This is a genomic window from Rubellimicrobium mesophilum DSM 19309 (assembly GCF_000600335.2).
In the GTDB taxonomy this organism is placed as follows: Bacteria; Pseudomonadota; Alphaproteobacteria; order Rhodobacterales; family Rhodobacteraceae; genus Rubellimicrobium; species Rubellimicrobium mesophilum.
In genome coordinates, this window is the sequence record NZ_KK088609.1 from 1 (window position 1) to 22,922 (window position 22,922).

The 22,922-nt window shown below is 70.6% G+C and carries 16 protein-coding genes, 1 tRNA gene and 1 pseudogene; 8 read left to right on the plus strand and 10 right to left on the minus strand.

Annotation, left to right across the window (positions count from 1 at the left end; translation table 11 throughout):
* Positions 1-252: 252 nt before the first annotated feature.
* The 7 genes from RUMESO_RS26540 to RUMESO_RS19670 form a co-directional block, all read right to left on the minus strand.
* Positions 253-1,431, minus strand: coding sequence for a family 16 glycosylhydrolase (locus RUMESO_RS26540; protein WP_051521519.1), 1,179 nt, complete (start codon positions 1,429-1,431; stop codon positions 253-255).
* A gap of 553 nt (positions 1,432-1,984) precedes the next feature.
* The gene (locus RUMESO_RS19645) at positions 1,985-2,212 is read right to left on the minus strand and encodes a hypothetical protein (RefSeq protein WP_037282749.1); all 228 of its coding nucleotides are present in this window, start codon (positions 2,210-2,212) and stop codon (positions 1,985-1,987) included.
* Positions 2,213-2,257: 45 nt separating this feature from the next.
* On the minus strand, positions 2,258-3,214 hold the full coding sequence (locus tag RUMESO_RS24555) for an IS630 family transposase (protein ID WP_037282751.1): 957 nt from the start codon (positions 3,212-3,214) through the stop codon (positions 2,258-2,260).
* Between the two features lie 118 nt (positions 3,215-3,332).
* Complete coding sequence (locus RUMESO_RS19655; protein WP_037282754.1) at positions 3,333-3,707, minus strand: type II toxin-antitoxin system VapC family toxin; 375 nt, start codon at positions 3,705-3,707, stop codon at positions 3,333-3,335.
* 4 nt (positions 3,708-3,711) lie between these two features.
* Entirely contained in the window at positions 3,712-3,960 is a 249-nt protein-coding gene (locus tag RUMESO_RS19660; protein WP_037282757.1) for an AbrB/MazE/SpoVT family DNA-binding domain-containing protein, read from the minus strand.
* Positions 3,961-4,467: 507 nt separating this feature from the next.
* Positions 4,468-5,235 carry a DUF5681 domain-containing protein gene (locus RUMESO_RS19665; protein WP_051521520.1) on the minus strand — a complete coding sequence of 256 codons (768 nt, stop codon included), beginning with the start codon at positions 5,233-5,235 and terminating at the stop codon, positions 4,468-4,470.
* A complete protein-coding gene (locus RUMESO_RS19670) occupies positions 5,232-6,647 on the minus strand; it encodes a site-specific DNA-methyltransferase (protein ID WP_082484346.1) in 1,416 nt (471 codons plus the stop codon). The genes RUMESO_RS19665 and RUMESO_RS19670 overlap by 4 nt, the downstream gene beginning before the upstream one ends.
* Positions 6,648-7,377: 730 nt before the next feature.
* Here RUMESO_RS19670 and RUMESO_RS28680 point away from each other — a divergent pair.
* The 4 genes from RUMESO_RS28680 to RUMESO_RS24560 are packed head-to-tail and all read left to right on the plus strand — an operon-like array spanning position 7,378 to position 9,948.
* On the plus strand, positions 7,378-7,671 hold the full coding sequence (locus RUMESO_RS28680; protein WP_169791208.1) for a DUF3489 domain-containing protein: 294 nt from the start codon (positions 7,378-7,380) through the stop codon (positions 7,669-7,671).
* Positions 7,668-8,138, plus strand: a complete 471-nt coding sequence (locus tag RUMESO_RS19680) for a DUF2924 domain-containing protein (RefSeq protein ID WP_051521522.1) — start codon at positions 7,668-7,670, stop codon at positions 8,136-8,138. The genes RUMESO_RS28680 and RUMESO_RS19680 overlap by 4 nt, the downstream gene beginning before the upstream one ends.
* Positions 8,135-9,403: a recombinase family protein gene (locus RUMESO_RS19685; protein WP_082484353.1), complete on the plus strand. Its 1,269-nt coding sequence runs from the start codon at positions 8,135-8,137 to the stop codon at positions 9,401-9,403. The genes RUMESO_RS19680 and RUMESO_RS19685 overlap by 4 nt, the downstream gene beginning before the upstream one ends.
* Positions 9,394-9,948 carry a hypothetical protein gene (locus tag RUMESO_RS24560; RefSeq protein ID WP_082484357.1) on the plus strand — a complete coding sequence of 185 codons (555 nt, stop codon included), beginning with the start codon at positions 9,394-9,396 and terminating at the stop codon, positions 9,946-9,948. Before RUMESO_RS19685 ends, RUMESO_RS24560 begins: the two co-directional genes overlap by 10 nt.
* Before the next feature lie 582 nt (positions 9,949-10,530).
* Here RUMESO_RS24560 and RUMESO_RS19690 read toward each other — a convergent pair.
* Positions 10,531-10,606: transfer RNA gene (locus RUMESO_RS19690), tRNA-Arg, on the minus strand.
* 126 nt (positions 10,607-10,732) lie between these two features.
* On the opposite strand from RUMESO_RS19690, the gene RUMESO_RS19695 reads away from it, so the two are divergent.
* Positions 10,733-11,785, plus strand: coding sequence for a LacI family DNA-binding transcriptional regulator (locus RUMESO_RS19695; RefSeq protein ID WP_037282760.1), 1,053 nt, complete (start codon positions 10,733-10,735; stop codon positions 11,783-11,785).
* Here RUMESO_RS19695 and RUMESO_RS19700 read toward each other — a convergent pair.
* Together RUMESO_RS19700 and RUMESO_RS28685 are read right to left on the minus strand one after the other, a co-directional pair.
* Positions 11,782-13,575, minus strand: a complete 1,794-nt coding sequence (locus tag RUMESO_RS19700) for a PAS domain S-box protein (protein WP_051521524.1) — start codon at positions 13,573-13,575, stop codon at positions 11,782-11,784. The two genes, RUMESO_RS19695 and RUMESO_RS19700, sit on opposite strands and share 4 nt — an antisense overlap.
* A pseudogene (locus tag RUMESO_RS28685) lies at positions 13,550-15,574 on the minus strand (PAS domain-containing protein); the annotation flags it as partial. The gene RUMESO_RS19700 and the pseudogene RUMESO_RS28685, both read right to left, overlap by 26 nt.
* A gap of 542 nt (positions 15,575-16,116) precedes the next feature.
* Here RUMESO_RS28685 and RUMESO_RS19710 point away from each other — a divergent pair.
* The 3 genes from RUMESO_RS19710 to RUMESO_RS19720 all read left to right on the plus strand — a co-directional run bounded on the left by RUMESO_RS19710 (position 16,117) and on the right by RUMESO_RS19720 (position 22,673).
* The gene (locus RUMESO_RS19710; RefSeq protein WP_037282766.1) at positions 16,117-17,058 is read left to right on the plus strand and encodes a pirin family protein; all 942 of its coding nucleotides are present in this window, start codon (positions 16,117-16,119) and stop codon (positions 17,056-17,058) included.
* 145 nt (positions 17,059-17,203) lie between these two features.
* Positions 17,204-22,231, plus strand: coding sequence for a PAS domain-containing protein (locus tag RUMESO_RS19715; protein WP_051521525.1), 5,028 nt, complete (start codon positions 17,204-17,206; stop codon positions 22,229-22,231).
* Between the two features lie 4 nt (positions 22,232-22,235).
* A complete protein-coding gene (locus RUMESO_RS19720; protein WP_051521526.1) occupies positions 22,236-22,673 on the plus strand; it encodes a response regulator in 438 nt (145 codons plus the stop codon).
* Positions 22,674-22,922 lie beyond the last annotated feature (249 nt).

Genomic DNA, 22,922 nt, shown 5'->3' on the forward strand with positions numbered 1-22,922 from the left:
GCCTTCGCCCTCTGGGAGGTGGTCAACTCCTCCAACATCATCCTCAAGGGCGACGTCACCGGCGACGGCAAGGCCGACTTCGAGATCCAGGTCAACAACATCCATACCCTGGACCTCAGCGACATCCTGCTCTGACCACCCCAAGGGTCGACACGCGCGCGCTCCCGGACGAAGGACCGGGGGCGCCGCGCAGACGGGCTTCGTCTTGGTCGGATACTGCGGTGCAATCGGAACCGAGGCAAAGCCCGGGTATCAGGCAAACTCGAAATCGTCGGCCGTGAGCCGATCCACGTTCAGAAGCGTGACCTGGAAGTCGGCAACCGCGTCCCCATCCACGTCGCCGTGAACTATCACGTCGTCGCCGGACCGAGAGGTCCAGAGCGAGTGCGCCCTGGCCTCTTGCGAGAGGCCCGTGACGCTGTCGGTCGTCATCCGGATCACGTCCTCGCCGGGATCGAAGTTGACCAGCCTGTCGTCTCCGACGGAGCGCCCGAACACGAAAGCGTCCCGGTCGTCGTCCACCCCCGCATCCAGGATGTCCGCACCCCCGCCGCCCTGGAGCCGGTCGGCCCCATCGCCGCCGCCGAGCCTGTCGTCACCGGCAAGGCCCTTGATGACGTCGTCCCCCACCCCGCCTTTCAAGCTATCGTCGCCTGCCCTGCCCACGAGGATGTCGTCGGCCACCATGCTTGCGGAGGTCTCCGTGCCTATGGTCTTCATCGAGGTCGTCGGTGGATTGTAGTCCACGCCGGGCGTCTCCGCTCGTCGGAGATGCCCCGTGAGTGGAAGGCCCTCCCCGGTGAAGACGCCTGACCAATCCGCTCTTTGGGGGTCGGTCGCCCACAAGTTCACGTAGCTGCGCATGGGCCCGGAATACCAGACGCCGCCGGGCATATCGCTCCGGTCGATCGTCTGAACGACCTTCCCATCGACGCGGAAGACCGCTTCAGTCGCAGTCACCGTCGTCTCGTACCTGTGGAACCCTTTCGAGGCATCGAACCCCAGACCGACGTCCACGTACCCGAAGTTCTTGATGTGATGTCCGGCGGCGTCCTCCATATGCGCAGTGATCTTCACCCTGCTGTTACCGAGCTTCCCGACGAACTCCCAATCGAACTCCAGCGGGCGGTCCGTTCCTGCTTCGTGACCGCGCATGAACATTCCGAACACTTCGCCGTTGACCATCTTGGGCGCTTGCGCGGTCCACGACCAGGTGCCGAGCTTGTCGACATCCTCGGACCTGATCTGACCGCCTGCGTAGGGCTCCTTGCTGCCGCTCCTGTCGAGCCTAAGCGCCACGCCGCCATCCGTGGTCTTGAACACGTTGTCGGCCTGCCACTCGTGGATCGGGGAGAGGGGATTGTCCCAATTCGCTATGAGCCAACCGTTGTCGATGACGGGCTGGCTCAGTTTATAGAGACGAAACTGCATGGCATCCTCTGGGGTTCTGTGTCGCTGACGCAGCCAGGGGGATGTCGATAGGGATGCAAAGGACGTGGCAGAGCAGCATGTCGCTGACCGGGCCAAGGCCCATAGGCGCCTTCCCGGTCGCTCCGATCAAATCCAGCATCGCCTGCGGTTCCCCGTCGCCGAAGTGTCCGGAACCCGTCCGCTGGTCACCGTCTCGTCCAAGGGGCCTTCGTGATCCCTGGCTGAGGCCTCACTTGCCTCAACCCGATCGGACGGCATTGTTGGCCGCTCCAAGGCTTCGCGTCGATATAGAGCGCCAGTCGAAACCGCCAAGCACTCCTCTAGCACCAATCATCTCATGGAGTTGAAGGTCGGTCCGATATGCACAGGGGCCAGGGCCGATCCATTTCCAGCTTGCTCTCATTAGCGCAGCGACGGGGCTCGCCTCCGCAAGGTGGCCAAGGCTCCGCCTTAATGGATTGCAGTGACAGCTTCTCAGATCAGGCCCGGCAATCGCAGGACGCGACGCTCACCCGTGACTCCTCTCGGACGCCGAAAACACGGGATTCATACCCTAGAAGATGAAGTCGTCCGCACTGAGGTCGCCCAGGGCATGGCCGTGGAGGTAGCCCGCCAGCCACAGGCTGTCGCTGCCCAGCCGCAGGACGACGTCTCGTCCGTCCGCCTGGAATAGGACCTCGTCCAAGCCTCCAAGGTGGTAGGCTGAAAGGTTGATCCGATCATCGGTCTCGGCGCCGTCCGCGAAGCCCAGAATCCGGTCGGTCCCGTCGCCGGGCCGCATCACAAAGACATTCCTACCGCCATCCCCAGCTAAAGCGGTTTGCGTTTAATCTGGCGCATAGCCGGCGGCTCGGAAGTAGTTCTGGCACTCTGTGGACGTGAACAGATGGCAGATGCTGCCCAGGGCTTCGAGAACGCGCTCGAAGCTTCTGGCCTCCCGTCGGCGGAGGTGTGCCTTGAGCTTGGAGAAGGCCATCTCGATCGGGTTGAGGTCAGGACTGTAGGGGGGCAGGAACAGGAACCAGCAGCCGCGCTGGCGCAGACTGGCTGCGGCGCGGGGGCTGCGGTGCGTGGACAGGTTGTCGAGGATCACCACCGTGCCCGGGGCGAGAACGGGGGCGAGTTGGGTCTCGACGTAGGTGTCGAAGGCGTCGCCATCCATGGCGCCCGGGATGATCCAAGGCGCGATCAGCTCATCGCAGGTCAGGCCCGCCACAAAGGTCTGGCTGTGCCAGCGGCCGAAGGGTGTAGAGCCGTAGAGGCGCTCGCCTCTCGGGCAGCGGCCGCGCAGGCGCGTGAGCCCGGTCCTGACGGACGTCTCGTCCAGAAACACCAGGCGGTGCGGGAATTCTCGCATCCAGCGCTGCCGGCGGACCCAGTCCTGGCGCCGGTGCCGCACGTCAGCTCTGTCGCGCTCCTGAGCGACCAGCCCTTTTTTATATGAGGTGCCGGCCCGCCGGAGAGCGCGATGCAGGGACGAGAGCTGCACCCTCACCCCGTGCGCCTCACGCAGCGCCCCGGCCAGCTCCTCGAGCGTGATGTCCGGCTCGGCCTGAACGATCTCCAGAAGAAAGGCCTTGTGGGGAGCAAGCTTCCCTGCGGCTCCCGGAGCGCGGCCCTGCGGCTTGGGGCTGACATCGCCGCGCTCCCGGTGGGCCGCAGCCAGCCGCACCGCCGTGCTCGCACTCACCCCGAACACCCGCGCCGCCGCTCGGCAGGAGTGGCCCGCCTCCACATAGGCCACGAGGCGCTCGCGGAGGTCCATCGAGTAAGGTCGGCCCATGATCCACCTCCCCAAAGGAAGTGAATCACAGTCTCAAGCTCCCCAGCAGCCCCGATTCAGGTCAAAGGCAAACCGCTTTAGTTCGGCTGTTCGACACGGGTCGGTGCTGTGCCCTGCCCTACCGGATGACCTCGACGGCCGCCCCCGCGTTCACCTTGCCCCAGGCCTGGTCAGCCGTGAGAGCCGGGGCGCCAAGCTCCACGGCCAGCGCCAAGCAGGCCCGGTCGCCCAGAGAGAGCCCCTGCGACCGCGTCGCCTGCCGCAGGTGCCCGGTGGCGTAGGCCTGGACGGCCGTGAAGGGCCGGACGTCAAGGTTGAACCCGCCCAGGGCTTCCTCGACCTCCTCCGCACTCAGGCCGCGCTCGCGCAGCTTGGTCACAACCTCCGCGAGGTTTACGGCCCCGATCACGGCCGAAGGCAATACCTCGGCCACGCGCTCGGCCCCGGCCTCGCCATTGAGGAGACAGAGCAGCGCCGAGGAGTCCAAGACCATGGCCTTACTCACGTTCGGCCTCACGCCGACGGTCCGCGATCAACTCGTCGGCCAGGGACACCCCTTCGGGCACATGGCGTCGCAGGATGGCCTGGGCACGCTCTATGGCCTTCGCAAGGGACCGGACCCGGAGCTCGCCGTTCTCCACGTCGACCAGCACGGTATCCCCCGTCGCGATGCCGAGCTCCCTCCGCATGCTGGCCGGGATGATCAGCTTGCCTCCCTCGATGATCCTGACCCGCTGAGGCTGCATAGCCCGACCCCCTGTGTCATACCTGACCGCCCAGGTCTTACCACTCTGGCCACAGCTAGGGCAACCAACGCGCGGGTCCTATCAAGCTCGAGAGGATCGAATGGTCGATCGGGTCGGATGCTTCGCATGTTGGGCGCAAGTGCGTCAAATAGGGTATACCCCTGTGGCCTTCGGCATCGGACACATTTCCACGTCCGGATGGGTGGGCCAAGAATATTTTGGACTCGGTCCAGCCGGGGTCTAGGACCCAATTCGACCAGTGTGGACGTCAAGCTCTCTGACCCTGTGTTCGGACCAGCAGGACCTCATCCAAATCGACTCGGACGCTTCGGCTTGTTTGCGCCGTGCTTCTCAGATCGGCCTTCTTTGGTGGACAAGAGAGCAGGTCTCACGCAGTCCGTGATGCTCTTTGGGCGCCCGGTTCTCAGCCAGGGCGCCCCAGAAAGCCTGCGGGGTCCCGGGCGCGGCCGCAAACGCGGTACCCGCCCAGTCTCAGCCTCTATTCTTTCACTCCCCCAGCGCCTGCTTCATCCTGTGCAGCGCCTCCTCTCCAATCCGGAGGTGCCGCTCGATGTCCTCTTGCTCCTCGGGGTCGGTCTCGCGTTTGAGCTGTCGCCGGAGCCGGGCCATGTTGCGCTCGAGCTCGGCCTTGTCCCGGGCCACTTGGTCATAGAGGGCCTTCTCCTCGGGCGTGGCTGGCCCGGTGATGCGGGCAGTGCCCGCCCGGATGTCGATGACCACGTGGTCGGGATGCGGCAAGGGTGGGGGCAGGTCGGTGATGCCAAGGCGCTCCCTGCGCCAGAGCTCGCGCTCCCACTCGACCTTGTATTGCATGGCGGCGTTCAGGAACTCGTCGTGCCGGCGCCGGTTGGCGGTCTCGGTGCCCACGAGCAGCTCGGCGAACAGCCGCTGCGCCCGGTGCTGGCCCTTGGCCGCGTTCACCGCCATGGAGCGGATAATGGCCTGCGCCATGGGTACCGTGACCGCGCGCTCGCCGTCCCGCACGGTGATGGTGCGGTAGGCCTCCTCCAGCACGATCTGCTGCAGGCGCTCCTCGTGGAGCGCAGGCATCTTGCTCTTGTTCTTGGCGCCCTTGGGGCCGGGCCCCTTCGGGTTCCCCGACCGGCCCTTCTGGAAGCGGTGCGCCCCGGGCGGCTTGCCGTAGCCTACCTCGTAGGCTGTGGGCCGGGTCAGCTTGGCGCCACGCAAGGAGGGAAGGCTGCCGTCGTCCCCGGTAGCCGACCGCTGCCGATCGTCCTTGTCGCGCCCGCTCATTGCGCCGCCTCCACCCGGCCCACGGACAATGCCGGCCCGGCCGCCGCCACATCGCCGGCCCGCGCACCTGAGGGCGCCGCCCACCCGCAGACCACCAACTCCGCCTCGTCGCGGGCCTGCGCCTCCCAGCGCGCCAGGATCCGGTCGCAGTACACCGGGTCGAGCTCCGCGAGGCGCGCCCGCCGCCCCGTCTTCTCGGCCGCGATCAGCGTGGAGCCGGATCCGCCGAAGAGGTCGAGCACGATCTCACCTCGGGCGCTCACGTCCTTGATGGCGTCGGCGATCATCTGCACGGGCTTGCAGGTGGGGTGGAGCGCGAGCTCCTCCAGCCGCCCCGCGCGCCGGGTGTTCACGCCCCGGTACTCCCAGACGTTGGTGCGGTAGCGGCCGTGCTGGCCCAGCTCGAAGCTGTTCACGTGGGGAGCCGTGCCCTTCTTGAACGCGAAGACGAGCTCGTGGCGCGAGCGGTAGAAGCTCCCCATACCGCCGTTGTCCTTGGCCCAGACGATCAGGTTCTTGAGCTCGGCATAGACCGCCTGCCCCGCTTCCAGCATCTCGGCCATGTGCCGCCAGTCCATGCAGAGGAAGTGAATGGATCCGTCCACCGCGTGATGGGCCATGTTCTGGAAGGCAGTGGTCAGGAAGGCCGTGAACTCCGGCCGGCTCATCTCGCCCGAGGCCATGACGAACTCGGGGTGGCGCGGCGCCCCGCTCGCGCCGCCCCCCTTGCTCCTGGTCAGCACGTGCCCGTCGATCCTCACGTTGTAGGGCGGGTCGGAGAACACCATGCGCGCCTGCTCCCCTTCCATAAGGAGCGCCACCACCGCCGGGTGGAGCGCGTCCCCGCAGATGAGGCGGTGGGCCCCAAGCTGCCACACGTCGCCCGGGCGGGCGCGCCGAGGTGCCCGCTCGGGCACCAGATCGTCCGCAGGGTCGCCGGGCTCCTCGGGGGTGAGCCCCTCAACGAGGCCGTCCACCTCGGCGATCGAGAAGCCGGTGACGGAGAGGTCGAAGCCCAGCTCCTCGGAGCTGAGCCCCATCAGATGCGCGAGCTCTTCGCCCAGGAGCTGGTCGTCCCAGCCGGCGTTGAGCGCAAGCTTGTTGTCGGCGAGCACGTAGGCGCGCTTCTGGGCCGGGGTCATGTGCTCAAGGCGGACGCACGGAACAGAGGTCAGGCCGAGGAGCTTCGCGGCCGCCACCCGGCCGTGGCCGGCAAGGATGGTGCCCGTCCCGTCCACCAGGACGGGGTTGGTCCAGCCAAAGGTCTCGATGCTCTGGGCGAGCTGCTTCAGCTGCTTCTTCGAGTGCGTGCGGGCATTGCGGGCCCAAGGCGTCAGCGCCGAGACGGCGAGCTGCTCGATGCGGAGAGGGTCGGGGCGAATGGACGTGGTGTGACCGAGTTCGGGAGACATGGGATGATCCAGAATGAGCGCTCCTGGGCCGCTCGGGGCCAAACGGCAGCGCGCAACAACAGGGACGCCCAGGGGCGCGGGGGAAGGTCGGGAGCGGGGCGCTCTCCCAAGGGGAGCGCAAACGCCCTGTGCGTCCTGTCGCCTGTCCGCCCACGAGGTGGGGCCGACGTCACCGATCAGTGTCCCCACAGGGGCCGGTCAGTCTCGGGTTCGGGGCGCCGCACAAGGGGTACCCACAGACCGTCGGGTCCTCCCGGAGGTCCGGCCCGCCCGAGGGATGGGGCCTAAGACTTGTCCTTCAGAGGGTCCCCTTCGGGGGTGGGGCGCCACACGAGGAGCGCCCTCCGAAGAGAAGCAGACCCGATCCGGGAGCCCTGCGTCAAGAGGACTCACACCAGATCTCGACGAGAAAGGCGGAGTTGCACCCAAGACATAGCATGGCTGACCCTCATCGGACTGGACTTCCCGCGCCAGCAGAGCGGTGTTGGTCGCGAGCCCGGCCCTGAGTCCCGGGCCCGCGGCAGTACAGGGCCATGGCACAGAGCCGGCTCTATGCGGCGGGAGAGACAGAGTGACCAGGACGCGGACGCAAAGCACCACCCCGGAGCCGAAGACGAGGGCCGCCCCGGCCAGGGTGGGGCAAGCCGGACTGTTGGAGGGTGTTGTCTTGGTTGGCGCCGACGCCAACCCCAAGCCCGACCTCAGCCAGCCCGGGTCAGAGGACGCCGCTGTGTCCGACGCCCCCGAACCAGCGACCCGCCGTCCGACCAAGGCCGGCCATGTCCAGCGCCTGCTTGCCCGGCCTGAGGGCGCCACGCTTGCCGACCTCAGGGCCGCCACCGGCTGGCAGCCGCACACTGTGCGAGCCGCCCTCACGCGCTTGCGGCAGGCAGGACTCGCGATTGAGCGGAGCCGCTCGGACGCGGGCAGGACGGTGTACCGGATCCTCCCGGTTCACGACGGCATCGGCCTGACCACGTCCGACGCGCGGCCCACCGCCCCCAGTGAGGCGCCCGCCCCATGAGCGGCCTTCCCGATCTAGAGGGCATGGACCGGAAGGCGCTTCTGGCGCTCTGGGCTGCCACGCTGGGCGGCGAGCCCCCAGCCCGCCTGAGCCGGCCTTTCCTGCGCCGCATCCTCGCTTGGGAGCTACAGACCCGCGCAGCGGGCGGGCTGCCCGCAGCCGTGAAGCGGAGGTTGGAGAGCCTCGCGGCGACGCAGGTGGGAGGCCGGAAGAGTAAGATGGAGACGGCCACCTCGCCTAAGCTCAAGCCCGGCGGCCGGCTCCTGCGCGAGTGGAATGGGGTCACGCATGTGGTGGACGTGGTAGAGGGCGGCTTTCTCTGGCGCGGCGAGCGGCATCGCTCGCTCTCGGCCATCGCGCGGGCGATCACCGGCGCGCACTGGTCGGGGCCGCGGTTCTTCGGCCTGCAGGAGAGCAGCACGTCGGCGAGAACTGCACTGGCCAAACCGAGGAGGACGGCTGCATGAGCAACAAGCCCGTCCTCCGCTGCGCCATCTACACCCGCAAGAGTTCCGAGGAGGGGCTCGGGCAGGAGTTCAACAGCCTCGACGCGCAGCGGGAGGCCTGCGCGGCGTACGTGGCCAGCCAGCGGCACGAAGGCTGGCGGATGCTGCCCGAGCGCTACGACGACGGCGGCCTCTCGGGCGGCACCCTGGAGCGCCCGGCGCTCCAGCGCCTGCTCGCCGACATCGATGCGGGTCGGGTGCAGATGGTGGTGGTCTACAAGATCGACCGGCTCACGCGCTCGCTCGCGGACTTCGCGAAGCTGGTCGAGCGGCTGGAGAAGGCGGGCTGCTCGTTCGTCTCGGTCACCCAGGCCTTCAACACCTCCTCCAGCATGGGACGGCTCACGCTGAACGTGCTCCTCTCGTTTGCGCAGTTCGAGCGGGAGGTCACGGCCGAGCGCATCCGCGACAAGATCGCCGCGTCCAAGAGGAAGGGCATGTGGATGGGCGGCACAGTGCCCCTGGGCTACGACCGCCACCCCGATCCGCAGAGGCGCGAGCTAGTCATCAACGCGGCCGAAGCGGAGATCGTGCGCACGCTGTTCCGGCTCTATGACGAGCTGGGCTGTCTGAGGAAGCTGGAGCAAGCGGCCACCGAGATGGGCTGCCGCTCGAAGCATCAGACCTTCGCAAACGGCACCACGCGGGGCGGCCGACTGCTGTCGCGCGGGCAGCTGCACTATCTGCTGACCAACACCACCTACCGCGGGCTCATCCGACACAAGGACGAGGTCCACCCAGGGCTGCACCCGGCCCTCGTCGATCAAGCCATCTGGGACCGAGTGCAGGCCCGGCTGCAGGAGCGCACGGCGCGTCCGCGCGGGGAATGGGGACGGCTCGCAGCCCAAGTCGCGGGAAGCGATCCTTCGACGGCCGCCAGGGGTGCGGTTGGTCGGCCAAGCGGGGGGAACCAGCGGGATCGCCAAGGCAGCGGTCGCGGCTCGTCCGCCGCCCTTCTTGGCCTGCTGCGTGACGACACTGGTGACCGGCTCACCCCCACCCACACCGTGAAGGACGGGCAGCGCATTCGCTACTACGTCTCGCACCGTCTGTTGGCCGGCCCCGCCGACCGCTCAGGCTGGCGGCTGCCCGGCCCCGGCCGCTCGAGCGGGCGATCGCCGGTGCGCTGGCCGAGCACCTGGAGCGGGCGGCGGAAGGGCACGCGCTGCTTGCGGTGCCGGACATTCATCGGACCTCGGCGCTCAGGGAGACTGTCATGGACCTGATGCGGGGCCTGCGCGATGAGCAGGCCAGCGACGCGGCGCAGCCGAGCGAGCCGGGCTCGTCGACGCGCGACGACCTGCTGCGCTGTCTTGCAGCTTCGGGACAGGTGAGTCCGGGCCGCCTGAGCCTGCTGATCGACGCAGGCGCGTTGGCCGCCGTGCTCGGCGTCCCAGCCACCGACCTCGCGCCTGCGCTCCTCTGCGTCACCACCCCTTTCACCTTACGCCGCCGCGGGGTGGAACTGCGCCTCGTCGCCGGCACTCCGGAGCCCGAGCCGGACTCGAGCCTCGTCACCGCCCTCGTCCGCGCTCACACCTGGGTGGCGCGTCTGCGCCAGGGTGCCTCGCTGGCCGAGATCGCGGCCAGCGTCGGTCTGTCCGAGTCCTACATCGCCTCCCGCGCGCGCCTCGCCTTTCTCGCGCCTGCGATCCAAGGTGCCATCCTCGCGGGCACCCAGCCCGTGCACCTCACGCTCGAGCGCCTCGTGCGCTCGGGCGTGCCGCTCGGATGGGACGAGCAGGTGAGGAGCTATGGGATGATGGACTGAGCCCAGTCGGCACGACAGGCTCAGCCTCGGCGAAGCCGACACGCGGCGAATGACCCCGAAGCTGGGAGCCCAGGAGCCGAACTTGCCCCGATGCTGATTCTTCGCGACAAGTCGGCTCGGATCCCCTGCGACCGACCAGCTCGCCGAGAGGGCGCCTCCGCTCAAGGATCAGGGTGCGATCCCACGAGACCCGATCGACCTCTCTCACGAGACCCGCCGACATCCTCCCTGTTCGATCTGCGCCCGTCCCTGTTCCGCTCCGAGATGTCCCTGCTCCACGTGGAACGGCTCCCTGTTCCCGTGCACAGGGAATCTTCCTGTAAGCTGCCAGGATTGCTGGGCTATCCAGAGGCCGAGACGCTCGAAGGTGGCCAGAAATCGCAATCTTCCCTGTAGATTCCCTGTAAACAGGGACTCCTGGCGAAACCCAACCGCCGCTCAAAGCGCGCAGAGACAAAGGCGAAGGGTGAAGGCCATGAGGGTGGCTGTCGTCGTCTCAGAGGGAGACGAGCCCTCGCAACCCTCGGGCAAAGGCCAGGAATACCGCCCCAAACCGCACAATAGGGAAGAGAAAGGATTGAGTGGTGACCCCGGATGGATTCGAACCATCGACCTGCCGCTTAGGAGGCGGCCGCTCTATCCCCTGAGCTACGGGGCCTCGGCCCCTCCATGACGGCTCCGGGGCCCGAGGTCAACGCCGGAGGCCGCCATGGGGCCCGGCGGGCTGGCAGTGCGGCCCGGGGCACGGCATAACAGGGTCATGCCCCGGCCGGAGAGTGCCCGCTTGTCCAAGACTCCCAAACGACCGCTCACCCTGCGCGACGTGTCCGAAGCCTCCGGGGTCTCCGAGATGACGGTGAGCCGGGTCCTGCGGGGCCTGGGCGACGTGTCCGAGGCGACGCGGGCGCGCGTGCAGGAGGCGGCGAGCCGACTGGGCTACGTCCCCAACCGCATCGCCGGGGCGCTGGCCTCCAACCGCGTGAACCTCGTCGCCGTGGTGATCCCCTCCCTGGGCAACATGGTCTTTCCGGAGGTCCTGTCGGGCATCTCGGAAGGGTTGGAGGGCAGCGGGCTCCAGCCGGTCGTGGGCTTCACCGACTACCTGCCCGAGCGCGAGGAGAAGGCCCTCTTCGAGATGCTGTCCTGGCGCCCCTCGGGGGTGATCGTCGCGGGGCTGGAGCATTCGGAGGCCTCGCGCGCCATGCTGGCGCGGGCAGGGGTCCCCGTGGTCGAGATCATGGACGTGGACGGCGAGGCCATCGACGCGGTGGTGGGCATCTCGCATGTCCGCGCCGGACGCGAGATGGCCGACGCGATCCTCGCGGCCGGCTACCGGCGGATCGGCTTCCTGGGCACCAAGATGCCGCTCGACTACCGGGCGAGGAAGAGGCTCGAGGGGTTCCGGGCGCGCCTCGCGGAGGCGGGGGTCGGGATCGAGGACCAGGAGTTCTACGAAGGAGGCTCGGCTCTCCTCAAGGGGCGCGAGATGACGCAGGCGATCCTCGCTCGGAGCCCGGACCTCGACTTCCTCTACTACTCCAACGACATGATCGGCGCCGGGGGCCTGCTGTGGCTCCTCGGGAAGGGCGTGGCGATCCCCGACCGGGTGGGCTTGGCGGGATTCAACCGGATCGAGCTCCTGGACGGGCTGCCGCGCCGCCTCGCCACCATGGACGCCTGCCGGCGCGAGATCGGCCTCCGCGCCGCCGCCATCGTCGCCGCGCGCCGGGCCGACCCTTCCCTGCCCGGGGCCGAGAGGGTGGAGCTCACCCCGACCATCGAGCCGGGAGACACGCTGCGCCGCCGCCCTGGCGCCGCGCCGGACCCCCGCGCCTAGGGGCTGGACGGCCCGATCCGGTCCGCCAGGGCGGAGGCCAGCGCCTGCGGGGTGAAGGGCTTGTCGAGCACCACCTCGCCGGCGAGCCGCGCCCGGTCGGCGTGGCCGGTCATCAGGAGGATGGGCAGGCTGGGGCGACGCGCGCGGATCGCGGCGGCGAGCGCGACGCCATCCAGGCCGGGCATGACCACGTCGCTCAGCACGGCGTCGAGGTCGGGATCCGCGTCCAGCCGCGCCAGGGCCTCCTCGGCGCTTCCGGCCTCGACGACCTCGCAGCCCAGGTCCGAGAGCTGGGCGGCCGTGACGCCCCGGACATCGGCGTCATCGTCCACCAGGAGCACCCTGCGCCCGGCCGCGAGGGGCGCCGCTTCGGATCGGAGCGGGGACAAGGCCTGGGGCCGCGCCTCGCCGGCCCGGGGCAGGTAGAGCGTCACCACGGTTCCCTCGCCCTCGCGGCTCGCGATGCGGAGGGCGCCGCCCGACTGGTGGACGAAGCCGTGCACCATCGCGAGGCCCAGCCCCGTGCCCCGGCCCGGCGGCTTGGTGGTGAAGAAGGGCTCGACCACGCGGGGCAGCAGGTCGGGGTGGATGCCGCTGCCCGTGTCGGCGACGGCGATGGCGACGACGGGCTCGGCGCCCAGCTCGGGCGGTCGGCCCGGCTCCCCGGAGGCGCTGGCCCGCGCCACGATGCCAAGGCGCCCACCGCCCTCCATCGCGTCGTGCGCATTCACCGCGAGGTTGATGAGAGCCGCCTCGAGCTGGACGGGGTCGATGCGGACCTCGCCCAGGTCCCCAGGACAGTCGATGGAGAGCTCGATGCCGGGGCCGAGCGAGCGGGCGATCAATGGCTCGGCCTCGCGCAGAAGCGCGCCTAGGTCGCAGGCCTGCGGGGCGAGCACCTGCTGCCGCGCGAAGGCCAGGAGCTGCTTGACCAGCAGGCCGCCCCGCTCGGCGGCCTTGGCGCCGTGGCGGGCGACCTCGATCAGGCGCGGGTCCTGGGTCCGGCGCTCGATCACCGAGAAGCCGCCGGCGATGGCGGCGATGACGTTGTTGAAGTCGTGCGCGATGCCGGAGGTGAGCTGGCCCACGGCCTCGAGCTTCTGGGCCTGCACCAGGGCCGCCTGCGCCGCCTCCCGCCGCTCGATCTCGGCGGCCAGGAGGGCGTTGGCCTGAACGAGCGAGGCCGTGCGCTCGGCCACGCGCGCCTCCAGCGCGGCGTTGGCGCGCTCGATCTCGAGGCGGCTCGCGGCCAGGGCATCGCGCGCCTCGACCATCTCGTCGATGTCGGTGGCGGTGCCGACCCACTGGACGATGTGGCCCGCCGCGTCGCGCACGGGGTTGCCCCGCGCGAGATGCCAGCGCCAGGCCCCATCCGCCCGGCGAAGGCGGCCCTCCACGGTATAGTCGCGCCCGGCGGAAAGGCTCTCCCGCCAGGCCTTGGCGACCTGCGCCGCATCGTCCGGATGGACCACGGCCTGCCAGCCGGTGCCCAGGAGCCCGGACTCGTCGAGCCCCGTATAGTCGCCGTAGCGCTCGTTGACGTAGGTGGTCGAGCCCTCGGCATCCAGCACGAAGATCAGCGCCGGCACGGTCGCCGCGAGCGCGCGGAAGCGGGCCTCGCTTTCGGCGATGGCCGCCTCGGCCGCCTTGCGCTCCGTGATGTCCTGGACGGTCCCGATCAGGCGGACGGCGCGGCCGGCCCTCGAAATGGGCGCGGCCCATCGCGGCGATCCAGCGCTCCGCGCCCCCGTCGAGCGGGCAAATGCGGTATTCGGCCCGATAGCTGCCATCCCCGGCCGGATCGAGCGCCCTTGCCACGGCGGCCTGCATGATCGGGCGATCCTTGGGATGCACGCCCGCCTGGAAGATCTCGTCCGTGATGACCGCTCCAGGGCCCACGCCCCAAAGCTCGCGCTGGCGCGCGTCCCATTCCATGTCGAGCGTGACGAGGTTGACGTCGAACACCCCCAGGTCGGCCGCGCCGGTGGCCATCTGCAGACGCTCCTCGATGCGCCGCCGCTCGGTGACGTCGGCGGCGAGGCCGATGGCGCGCCGGCGGCCCGAGACCGGATCGGCCGTCACGAAGGCGCGATCATGGATGTGGCGCACCGATCCATCCGGCCTCAGGAGCCGGTACTCGCCGTCGACCGCCTCGCCGGTCCAGAGCCGCTGCAGGTTCGCCTGGACCTGGGGGAGGTCGTCGGGATGGATGGAGGCCACGAAGGTCTGCGCATCGTCGTAGATCTCCGAAAGCGGCCGTCCCCAGACCTCCTCGTAGGCGGGGCTGACATAGCTCATGCGGCGCTCGTCCACCTCGAGGACGTAGAAGACCTCGCGGATGGTCTCGGCCATCTGGCGGAAGCGCGCCTCGCTCTCGCGCAGCTCGGCCTCGGCTCGGGCGCGCTCCGCCGCCTCCCGGGCGCGCTCGGCCGTCTCGCGGACCAGGGCGATCTCCTCGGAGGTCCAGATGCGCGGACGGGCGTCGGCCACGAAGAGGAAGCCCCGGACCCGGCCATCGCGGACGAGCGGCACGTCCACCGAGGCCTGGACGCCCAGCGCTGCGTAGCACGCAGGATCGGCGATCCGGGAGTCGCGGGCGGCATCCTCGACCACCACCGTCTCGCCCGCCAGCAGCGGGACCATCCGCGCCTCGCCACAGTCGGCCAGCCGATGACGACCCAGCGCGCTGCGCGTGGCCCCGGCCCGCCACTCGTTGGCCACCAGGCCGCCTCCGTCGGCCTCCTCGAGCGTGCTGAAGCCCACCAGAGCGACGCCCAACTCGCGGCCCAGCACCTCGCAGGCCGCGTCCAGCGCCTCCCGCGCGCCGGGTGCCGAGCGGAGCCGGTCCTCCAGCCGCAGCAGGTAGGCCTGGCGCCGTGCGGCCGCCCGGAGTGGCGTGACCTCCTCGACCAGAACCGTCACGCCCGTGATCCGGCCGTCCGGGTCGCGCAGGGGCGCCCAGGTCTCGCGCCAGGAGCGCAGGATGCCGGGCTGCCCGGCGGTCGTGCTCGAGAGCTCGACCTCGCGAAGCTCCTCCCCCGCGAGCACCCGGGCCAGCACCGCCTCGATCTGGTCGGCGAGGCTCGGCAGCACGTCCCTCACCCGCCTGCCGATGTGGTCGGCCGCGGGGAGGCCGTTGCTGGCGGCCAGGATGTCGTTGATGCGGAGGTAACGACCCTCGCGATCCAGCGCGCAGAGGCCGATCGGGGCGCTCGCGTACAGGGCCGCGATCTCCTCGGCGCGGGCGGCGGCGCGAGCCTCCTCCAGGCGCAGCCGCGCCTCGGTCCGTGTCCGCTCCACCGCAGCCCAGACCCTTTCGGCGATATCCTCGGCCAAGGCGATCTCGGGCTCGGTCCAGGCCCGCGGGGAGGCTTGGCCGACGAGGAGAAGCGCCACCGTCCGATCACGGCGGCGCACCGGCACGCGAAGGAGAGCCTCCGCCATCCCTGCCGGCAGGAGCGCCCGGAGGTCGTCGGCCGCCCCGGTCGCCACCGGCGCCAGGTCCCCGCGCAGGCGGGCCGGGCGGAGCTCCGCTCCGGCGGGCGGCCAGGACAGGCCGCCACCGGCTTCCGGCGCCGGCCAGTCCGCGACCGGGCCCGGGGGTGCCGCCTCCTCGCCGGTCAGCTCCAGCCGGACATGGTCGGCCCCCAGGGTGCGACCCAGCACCTCGGCGGCGGCGCCCAGCACGGCCGTCGGATCGGTCAGATGCCGCATCCGGTCCTCGAGCGCGAGGAGGATGGAGGCGCGGCCTTCGGGACTCGCGGACAGCGGCCGAGCGACCTCGGTCATCCGACCACTCGCGGCCGGTGGCAGGGCCTGTCGGGCGGCTTCCCGCGGTGTCTCGAGGGATCGCCTGCCGACACCCCTTCCCCCTTCGTCGCGATGCTCCTCGGCGGCCTGGTCCCCGGCGCTGCCGACCTTCCGACCTTGTCCGACCTTCCGACACCGGGGTCCGCGACGTCAAGACTCGTGCGTCGCTCCCGTCCGAAGCTGCGGCGGCGCGGACCCTAGGGGGCGGGCCGGATCCCTCGCGGGATGTCCTCATCACGGCTTCCGCGTGCCCCATCCGACGCCACGAAGGCCATGAAGCCGTCGAGGGAGGCGCGGAGGCGCTCCCGGGTCCGCTCTTCGGAGAGGGCGCCGTCCTCGCCGACAACCGTGCGCGCCTGCGCGACCAGCAGGCGGCCCAGAGCCGTGCGCCCGCCGTCCGGGACACGGGACGCCCTGCGCCCCCGCTCAGGATCGTGCCGAACCGGCCGATCGGCCTTGAGACCGCCGGTGCCGCGCTAGGTTGACGCAAGGCATCGGACCATGGCCCGGGGAGGGGCAGGATGAGCTGGCAGCCTAGCGACGATCCGCGACCCGGCGACGCCTTCGCCTGCGACGCCATCGAGACGGTCATCGTGCCGCGCGCCCGGGACCTGGGCGGCTTCGAGGTGCGGCGCGCCCTGCCCTCGGCCAGGCGGCAGATGGTCGGCCCCTTCATCTTCTTCGACCAGATGGGCCCGGCGGAGTTCCGGCTCGGCGACGGGCTCGACGTCCGGCCCCACCCGCATATCGGGCTTTCGACCGTCACCTACCTGTTCGACGGCGAGATCATGCATCGGGACTCGCTCGGGACCGAGCTGCCGATCCGGCCCGGCGAGCTCAACTGGATGACCGCCGGGCGCGGCATCGTGCATTCGGAGAGGACGGCCTCGCAGCTCCGCGCCACGGGCCCCCGGCTCTTCGGACTCCAGAGCTGGGTCGCCCTCTCCGCCCGCGACGAGGAGAGGACACCCGACTTCGTCCATTACGACGCGGGGCAGATGCCCGTGCTCACGGGCGACGGGACGACCGTGCGCGTCATCGCCGGGTCCGTGCTGGGCGCCAGCTCCCCCGTGCGGACCTCGAGCCCGCTCTTCTACGCGGACGTCACGCTTGCGGCGGGCCGGAGCATCCCTCTCGACCCCAACTACGAAGAGCGGGCGATCTACACGGTCTCGGGCGAGGTGGAGATCGCCGGCGACGCCTTCGGGCCCATGCAGCTCCTCGTGTTCCGCCCCGGCGACCGCATCACGATCCGCGCCCGCACCGATGCGCGCTTCATGATGCTGGGGGGCGAGCCCATGGACGGGCCGCGTATCATCTGGTGGAACTTCGTGTCCTCGCGCAAGGACCGCATCGAGCAGGCCAAGGCCGACTGGAAGGCCGCGCGCTTCGACACGGTGCCGGGCGACCCCGAGTTCATCCCGCTTCCCGAGCCCGAACCCGAGCCGGTCCGCTATCCGTGAGGCGTCCGACCCTCCCTGCCGAAGGGGTCCATCCGGCCGCCGGCCCTCGCGGCGCAAGTAGCCGCCTCCGCCGGGGCGGCTGCCCCGTGGCTTGCCGCGACAAGCCGATTGAGGCGGCGGAGCCGGCCATGCTAGGCCGCCTGCCATGAACGTGTCCTTCGACAACGCGGCCAAGGCGGGGACGCCCTCCTCGGATCGCCACCTCGTGGTCGGCATCGGGTCGTCCGCGGGCGGGCTCCAGGCGCTCAAGACCCTGCTGTCGGAGCTCCCCGCCCGGAACGGCATGGCCTTCGTCCTCGTCCAGCATGTGGCACCGGGGGAGGACGGCCTCCTGCTCGACGCGCTGCGGCCCGTCAGCCCCATGCCCGTCGTCCTGGCCGTCGACGGCGAGCCGGCGCTGCCGGACCGGCTGCACGTCGCCCCGGGCGGCCACCTCGTCAGGATCCGGGAGGGCCGCTTCGTCCTGCGGCCCGTCCGCAGCGCCATCGAGCGCCGCACGGTCATCGACCTCTTCTTCCGGGCGCTGGCCGAGGCGGCCGGGCCCTGCGCGGTCGGCATCGTCCTCTCCGGCTCGGGCTCGGACGGCGCCCTCGGGCTCGAGGTCGTCCGGGCCGCCGGGGGGCTCGCCATGGCGCAGACCCCCGAGACGGCCTCCCAGGCCGAGATGCCGGGCAGCGCGGTCTCCAGCGGCGCCTGCGACCATGTCCTCTCCCCCGACGAGATCGCGCGCACGCTGCTGGGCTATGCGTCGCACGTCCGCCGCCTGCCGGACGGCGCGGCCGGCATAGCGCGCCAGCGCGAGATCCATGCGACCTTGCCCCAGGTCTGCGACGCCCTGAAGCGCGTCACCGGCAACGATTTCCGCCACTACAAGGCGACCACGCTGGTGCGCCGCCTGGAGAGGCGGATGCAGGTGCTCCGGGTCGCCGAGGTCGGCGACTACCTCGACCGCCTGGCCCAGGACGAGGGCGAGGTTCGCACGCTCTTCCGCGAGCTGCTGATCGGGGTCACGAGCTTCTTCCGCGACCCCGAGGCCTTCGAGGCGCTCGCCGCCAAGGTGCTGAGGCCCCTCCTCGCGGGGCGGTCCGCCGGCGACGAGCTGCGCATCTGGGTGCCGGGCTGCGCCACCGGCGAGGAGGCCTACACCATCGCCATGCTGGTGCGCGAGGTCGCGGACGGGCTCCCGTCGCCGCCCCGCACGCAGATCTTCGCCACCGACATCGACGACCGGGCGCTCGCCACCGCGCGGAGGGGGAGCTACCCCCAGGGCATCGCCGCGCAGGTGGGCCCGGAGCGCCTCGCGCGGTTCTTCGTCAGGAAGGGCCGCCGCTGGCAGGTCTCGCCCGAGCTGCGCGAGATGTGCCTCTTCACGGCGCACAACCTCGTGTCGGACCCGCCCTTCTCGCGGCTCGACCTGATCTCGTGCCGCAACCTCCTCATCTACATGGGGCCGCATCTCCAGAAGAAGCTGTTCCCGGTCTTCCACTACGCGCTGAAGCCGGGAGGCTATCTCTTCCTCGGGTCGTCCGAGAGCCTCGCCGGCCAGGGCGAGCTCTTCCGCAGCCTGGACGCCAAGAGCCGCCTCGCCCAGCGCAAGGAGGCGGGCGGCGGAGCCCCGGGGAGCCTGCGCGACTTCGGCGGCCACCTCGTGCCGGCCTCCCGCAGCCCCGACCAGATGGCCGAACCGGACCTCGGCGCCATCGCGCAGCGCATCCTCCTGACCGAGTTCGCGCCCCGCTACGCCATCGTCTCGGACCAGGGGCTCGTCGTTCACCTCGGCGAGGGCGTGGACAAGTATCTCCAGCCTCCGGTCGGCAGCTTCAGCGGCAGCATCACGCGCATGGCCCGGCGCGGCCTCTCGGCGGGGCTGCGCGGCGCCTTCTCCGAATCCGTCCAGCGGCGTCGGACCGTGGTGCACGAGCTCCCCGCCGTCCAGACCGCCGAAGGCCTGGCGCGGGTCCGCGTCACCGCCCAGCCGATGCCCGAGCTCGGCCATGGCGAGGGGCTCTACATGCTCGTCTTCGAGGACCTGGGCAGCGCGACCCGGACCTCGGCCGATCCCGGCGCCGCGCGGCCCGACGCCGAGGCCGTCGTCGAGAGCCTGGAGCGCGAGCTCACCCATGCGCGGGAGGAGCTCGAGCGCGCGGTCCAGGACCAGGAGGCCGCCAACGAGGAGCTGAAGTCCTCCAACGAGGAGCTCCTCTCGATGAACGAGGAGCTCCAGTCCGCCAACGAGGAGCTCGAGGCCTCCAAGGAGGACGTGCAGGCGGCGAACCGGTCGCTTGAGCAGGCCAACTCGGACCTCGAGAACCTGCTGCGCTCGACGCAGATCGCGACCGTGTTCCTCGACCGCGAGGGGCTGGTGCGGACCTTCACCCCGGCGGCGACCGAGATCTACAACCTGCGCCCCGCCGACATCGGCCGCCCCCTGGACGAGCTGCGGACCCGCCTGCGCGACCTCCCCGACGTGCCGCCCTTCGAGGGCGTGGCCGCCGAGGCCGAGCCCCTGGAGCACGTGGCCCGCCACGCGGACGGCCGGTGGTTCCTCCGCCGCGTGCTGCCCTACCGGGACGGCGAGGGGGTCGCGGACGGGGTCCTCGTCACCTTCGTGGAGATCACCAGCCGGAAGCGGGCCGAGGAGGAGGAGCGGCGCGCCACCGCGCTTCTCTCGGCCGTGGGGGAGACTACGCCCGACCTCATCTTCGTCAAGGACCGCCAGGGCCGGATGCTCTATGCCAACCCCGCGACGCTGCGGGCCATCGGCCGGGACGCCGCCGAGGTGCTGGGCCGCGGCGAGCTGGACTGGCATGGCGACCGCGCCGAGGCGGAGGCCATCATGGCGGCGGATGCCGAGGTCATGGCGGCCGGCGAGACGCGCGTCATCGAGGAGCGCTTCACCTCGCCGGACGGGACCACGCGCATCTTCCGTTCGACCAAGTCGCCGATGCGCGACGAGGACGGGACCGTCACCGGCCTGATCGGCGTGGCCACCGACATCACCCAGGCGAAGCGGGCCGAAGAGGCGCTGCGGGCGGCGCTGGAGTTCAACCGCCGCATCCTCGGCAGCTCCGGCGACTGCATCAAGGTGCTGTCGCTCGACGCGCGGCTCGAGAGCATGAGCTCGGGCGGGATGTGCGTCATGGAGGTCGACGATTTCGCCCTGATCCGCAACGCCTACTGGCCCGACTTCTGGGCCGGGGACGGACGGGAGGCGGCGCTGGCCGCCATCGAGGAGGCCAGGCTGGGCGGGACCGGTCGCTTCCAGTCCGCGGCCGCGACCCTCAAGGGGACGCCCAAGTTCTGGGACGTGGTGGTCACCTCCATCGCCGACGCCGAGGGCCGGCCCGAGAAGCTCCTCTCCATCTCGCGCGACATCACGGAGCAGCGCCGGGCCGAGGAGCGGCTGCGCGAGGCGGCCACGATCGTCGAGAACATGAACGAGGGCTTCCTCGTCCTGGACCGGGACCTCCGGATCAAGCAGATCAACGCCGAGGGCCTGCGTATCGCCGGCCGGCCGGCCGAGGAGATCGTGGGCCGCCATGTCCTCGAGGTCTGGCCCGGGGCCGACGAAGGCCCGGTCTGGCCGCTCTACCGGCGCGCTCTCGAGGCGCGCGAGCCGGGCGAGGTCGTGTACCACCGCGGCTCCGACCCGCTCGACGCCTGGCTGGAAGTGCGCACCTACCCCGTGGATGGGGACATCGCCGTCTTCTACCGCGACGTGACCGACCGGGAGGTCGCGCGGGAGGCGCGGCGCCGGATCGAGGAACGGCTGCGCGCGACCTCGCGGCGGCTCGACGCGGTGCTCAGCAACACGACGATGGCCGTGTTCGTTCTGGACGAGCATCAGCACTGCACCTACGCGAACGCGGCGGCCGAGCGGCTGACGGGCTACTCCCTCGACGAGCTTCGGGCGCAGCCCCTGCACGACATCGTGCACCACCGGCGCCCCGACGGGAGCGCCTATCCCCGCGAGGAGTGCCCCATCGACCGGGCCTACCCCGAGGACGTCCAGACGCAGGGCGAGGAGGTGTTCGTCCACAGGGACGGCCGCTTCTACCCGGTGGCCTTCACCGCCTCTCCCATCCGGGACGAGTCCTCGAAGATCGTGGGCACCCTCCTCGAGGCGCGGGGCATCGCCGTCGAATGGACCGCCCGCGCCGCCCTGGCCGAGAGCGAGGCCAAGTTCCGCACCATCGCGAACGCCATGCCGCAGATGGTCTGGTCCACCCGCCCGGACGGCTACCACGACTTCTACAACGACCGCTGGTACGAGTTCACGGGCGTGCCCTACGGCTCGACCGATGGCCAGGGCTGGAACGGGATGTTCCATCCCGAGGACCAGGACCGCGCCTGGGGGAAGTGGCGCCATTCCCTCGCGACCGGCGACCCCTACGAGATCGAGTACCGCCTGCGCCACAGCTCGGGCCAATACCGCTGGGTGCTCGGGCGCGCCCTTCCCGTGCGCGACGAGGCTGGGACCATCGTGCGCTGGATGGGGACCTGCACCGACATCGAGGACCAGAAGCGCATCGAGGCCGAGCTGGCCGAGGCCCTGTCCGCCAAGGAGGTGCTCCTCCACGAGGTGAACCACCGCGTGAAGAACAGCCTCCAGCTCGTGACCTCGCTCCTGATGCTGCAGGCGGCCCAGGCCAGGGACCCCGCGCTTCGCCAGGGGTTGATGGAAGCGCGCGGCCGCCTGTCGGTGGTGGCCAGCATGCACCAGCGGCTCTACTCCACGAGCCAGCACGACCGCGTGGACTTCGGCGAATACCTCCGCGACATGGCCGCCGAGACGCTGCGGGCGCTCGGCGCCGAGGAACGGGTGCGGCTCGAGGCCGACCTCGCCCCCGACCTCGTCCTGCGGCTCACCCAGGCGGTGCCGCTGGCGCTGGTCATCAGCGAGCTCGTCACCAATGCCGTGAAGTATGCCTTCGCGGGCCGCGCCGAGGGATGCCTGAAGGTCGCACTCCGGCGGACTCCGAAGGGCGCCCGGATCGAAGTCGCCGATGACGGCGTTGGTCTGCCGGAGGGGTTCGACCCGCTGAGGTCCGGAGGCCTGGGCATGAAGATCGTCACGTCGCTGGTCCGGCAGGTGCGCGCGCGCCTGTCGACCGATAGGGGCGATCCCGGCTGCCGCTTCGTGATCGACCTTCCGCTGGAGGTGAAGGAGTAACGAGATGCCGATGCGAGCCTTCAGGACCGCCCCGAGGAGCGATGCCCTGCGCATCCTGATCGTCGAGGACGAAGCCCTGGTCGCGCTGGAGATCGAGGGGATGCTGGCCATGGCCGGCCACGAGCCCGTGGGGCAGGCCGACGACCTGCCCTCGGCCCTGGCCGCCGCCGAGTCCGAGAAGCCGGACCTCGCCCTCGTGGACATCCAGCTCGCGCAGGGGACGAGCGGCCTCGACGTGGCGGCCGCGCTCAAGGAGAGGGGCGTGCCGGTGCTCTTCGCGACGGGCAACTGCCCGACCGAGAGGGGGCGCGGCCTTGCCCTGGGCTGCCTGCACAAGCCGATCTCGGATCGCGCCCTCGCGGCGGCCATCGAGACGGCGGGGGCCGTCCTGCGGGGCACCCCGCTCCCGGCCCACATCCCTTCGGCGCTCCACCTCTACTAAGAGACCTGTGCGCGAAAGGCTTTGAACGCGTTCTGCGGACGTGATTCCATGCGTCGTCTCCGGACAGGGGGGCGGCCATGGCGCGGCGTCGGATCGGGCAGGACCAGCTGAGGCGTGAGGCGGACCGGGGCCGCCGGTCCGGATCCCTCGATGAGATTGCCAGTCTGATCGACTGGGCGGAGATCGACCGCCATCTCGCCCCGATCTATGCCGCACCAAAGGGGGAGCAGGCTTGGCCGCCCTTGGCCC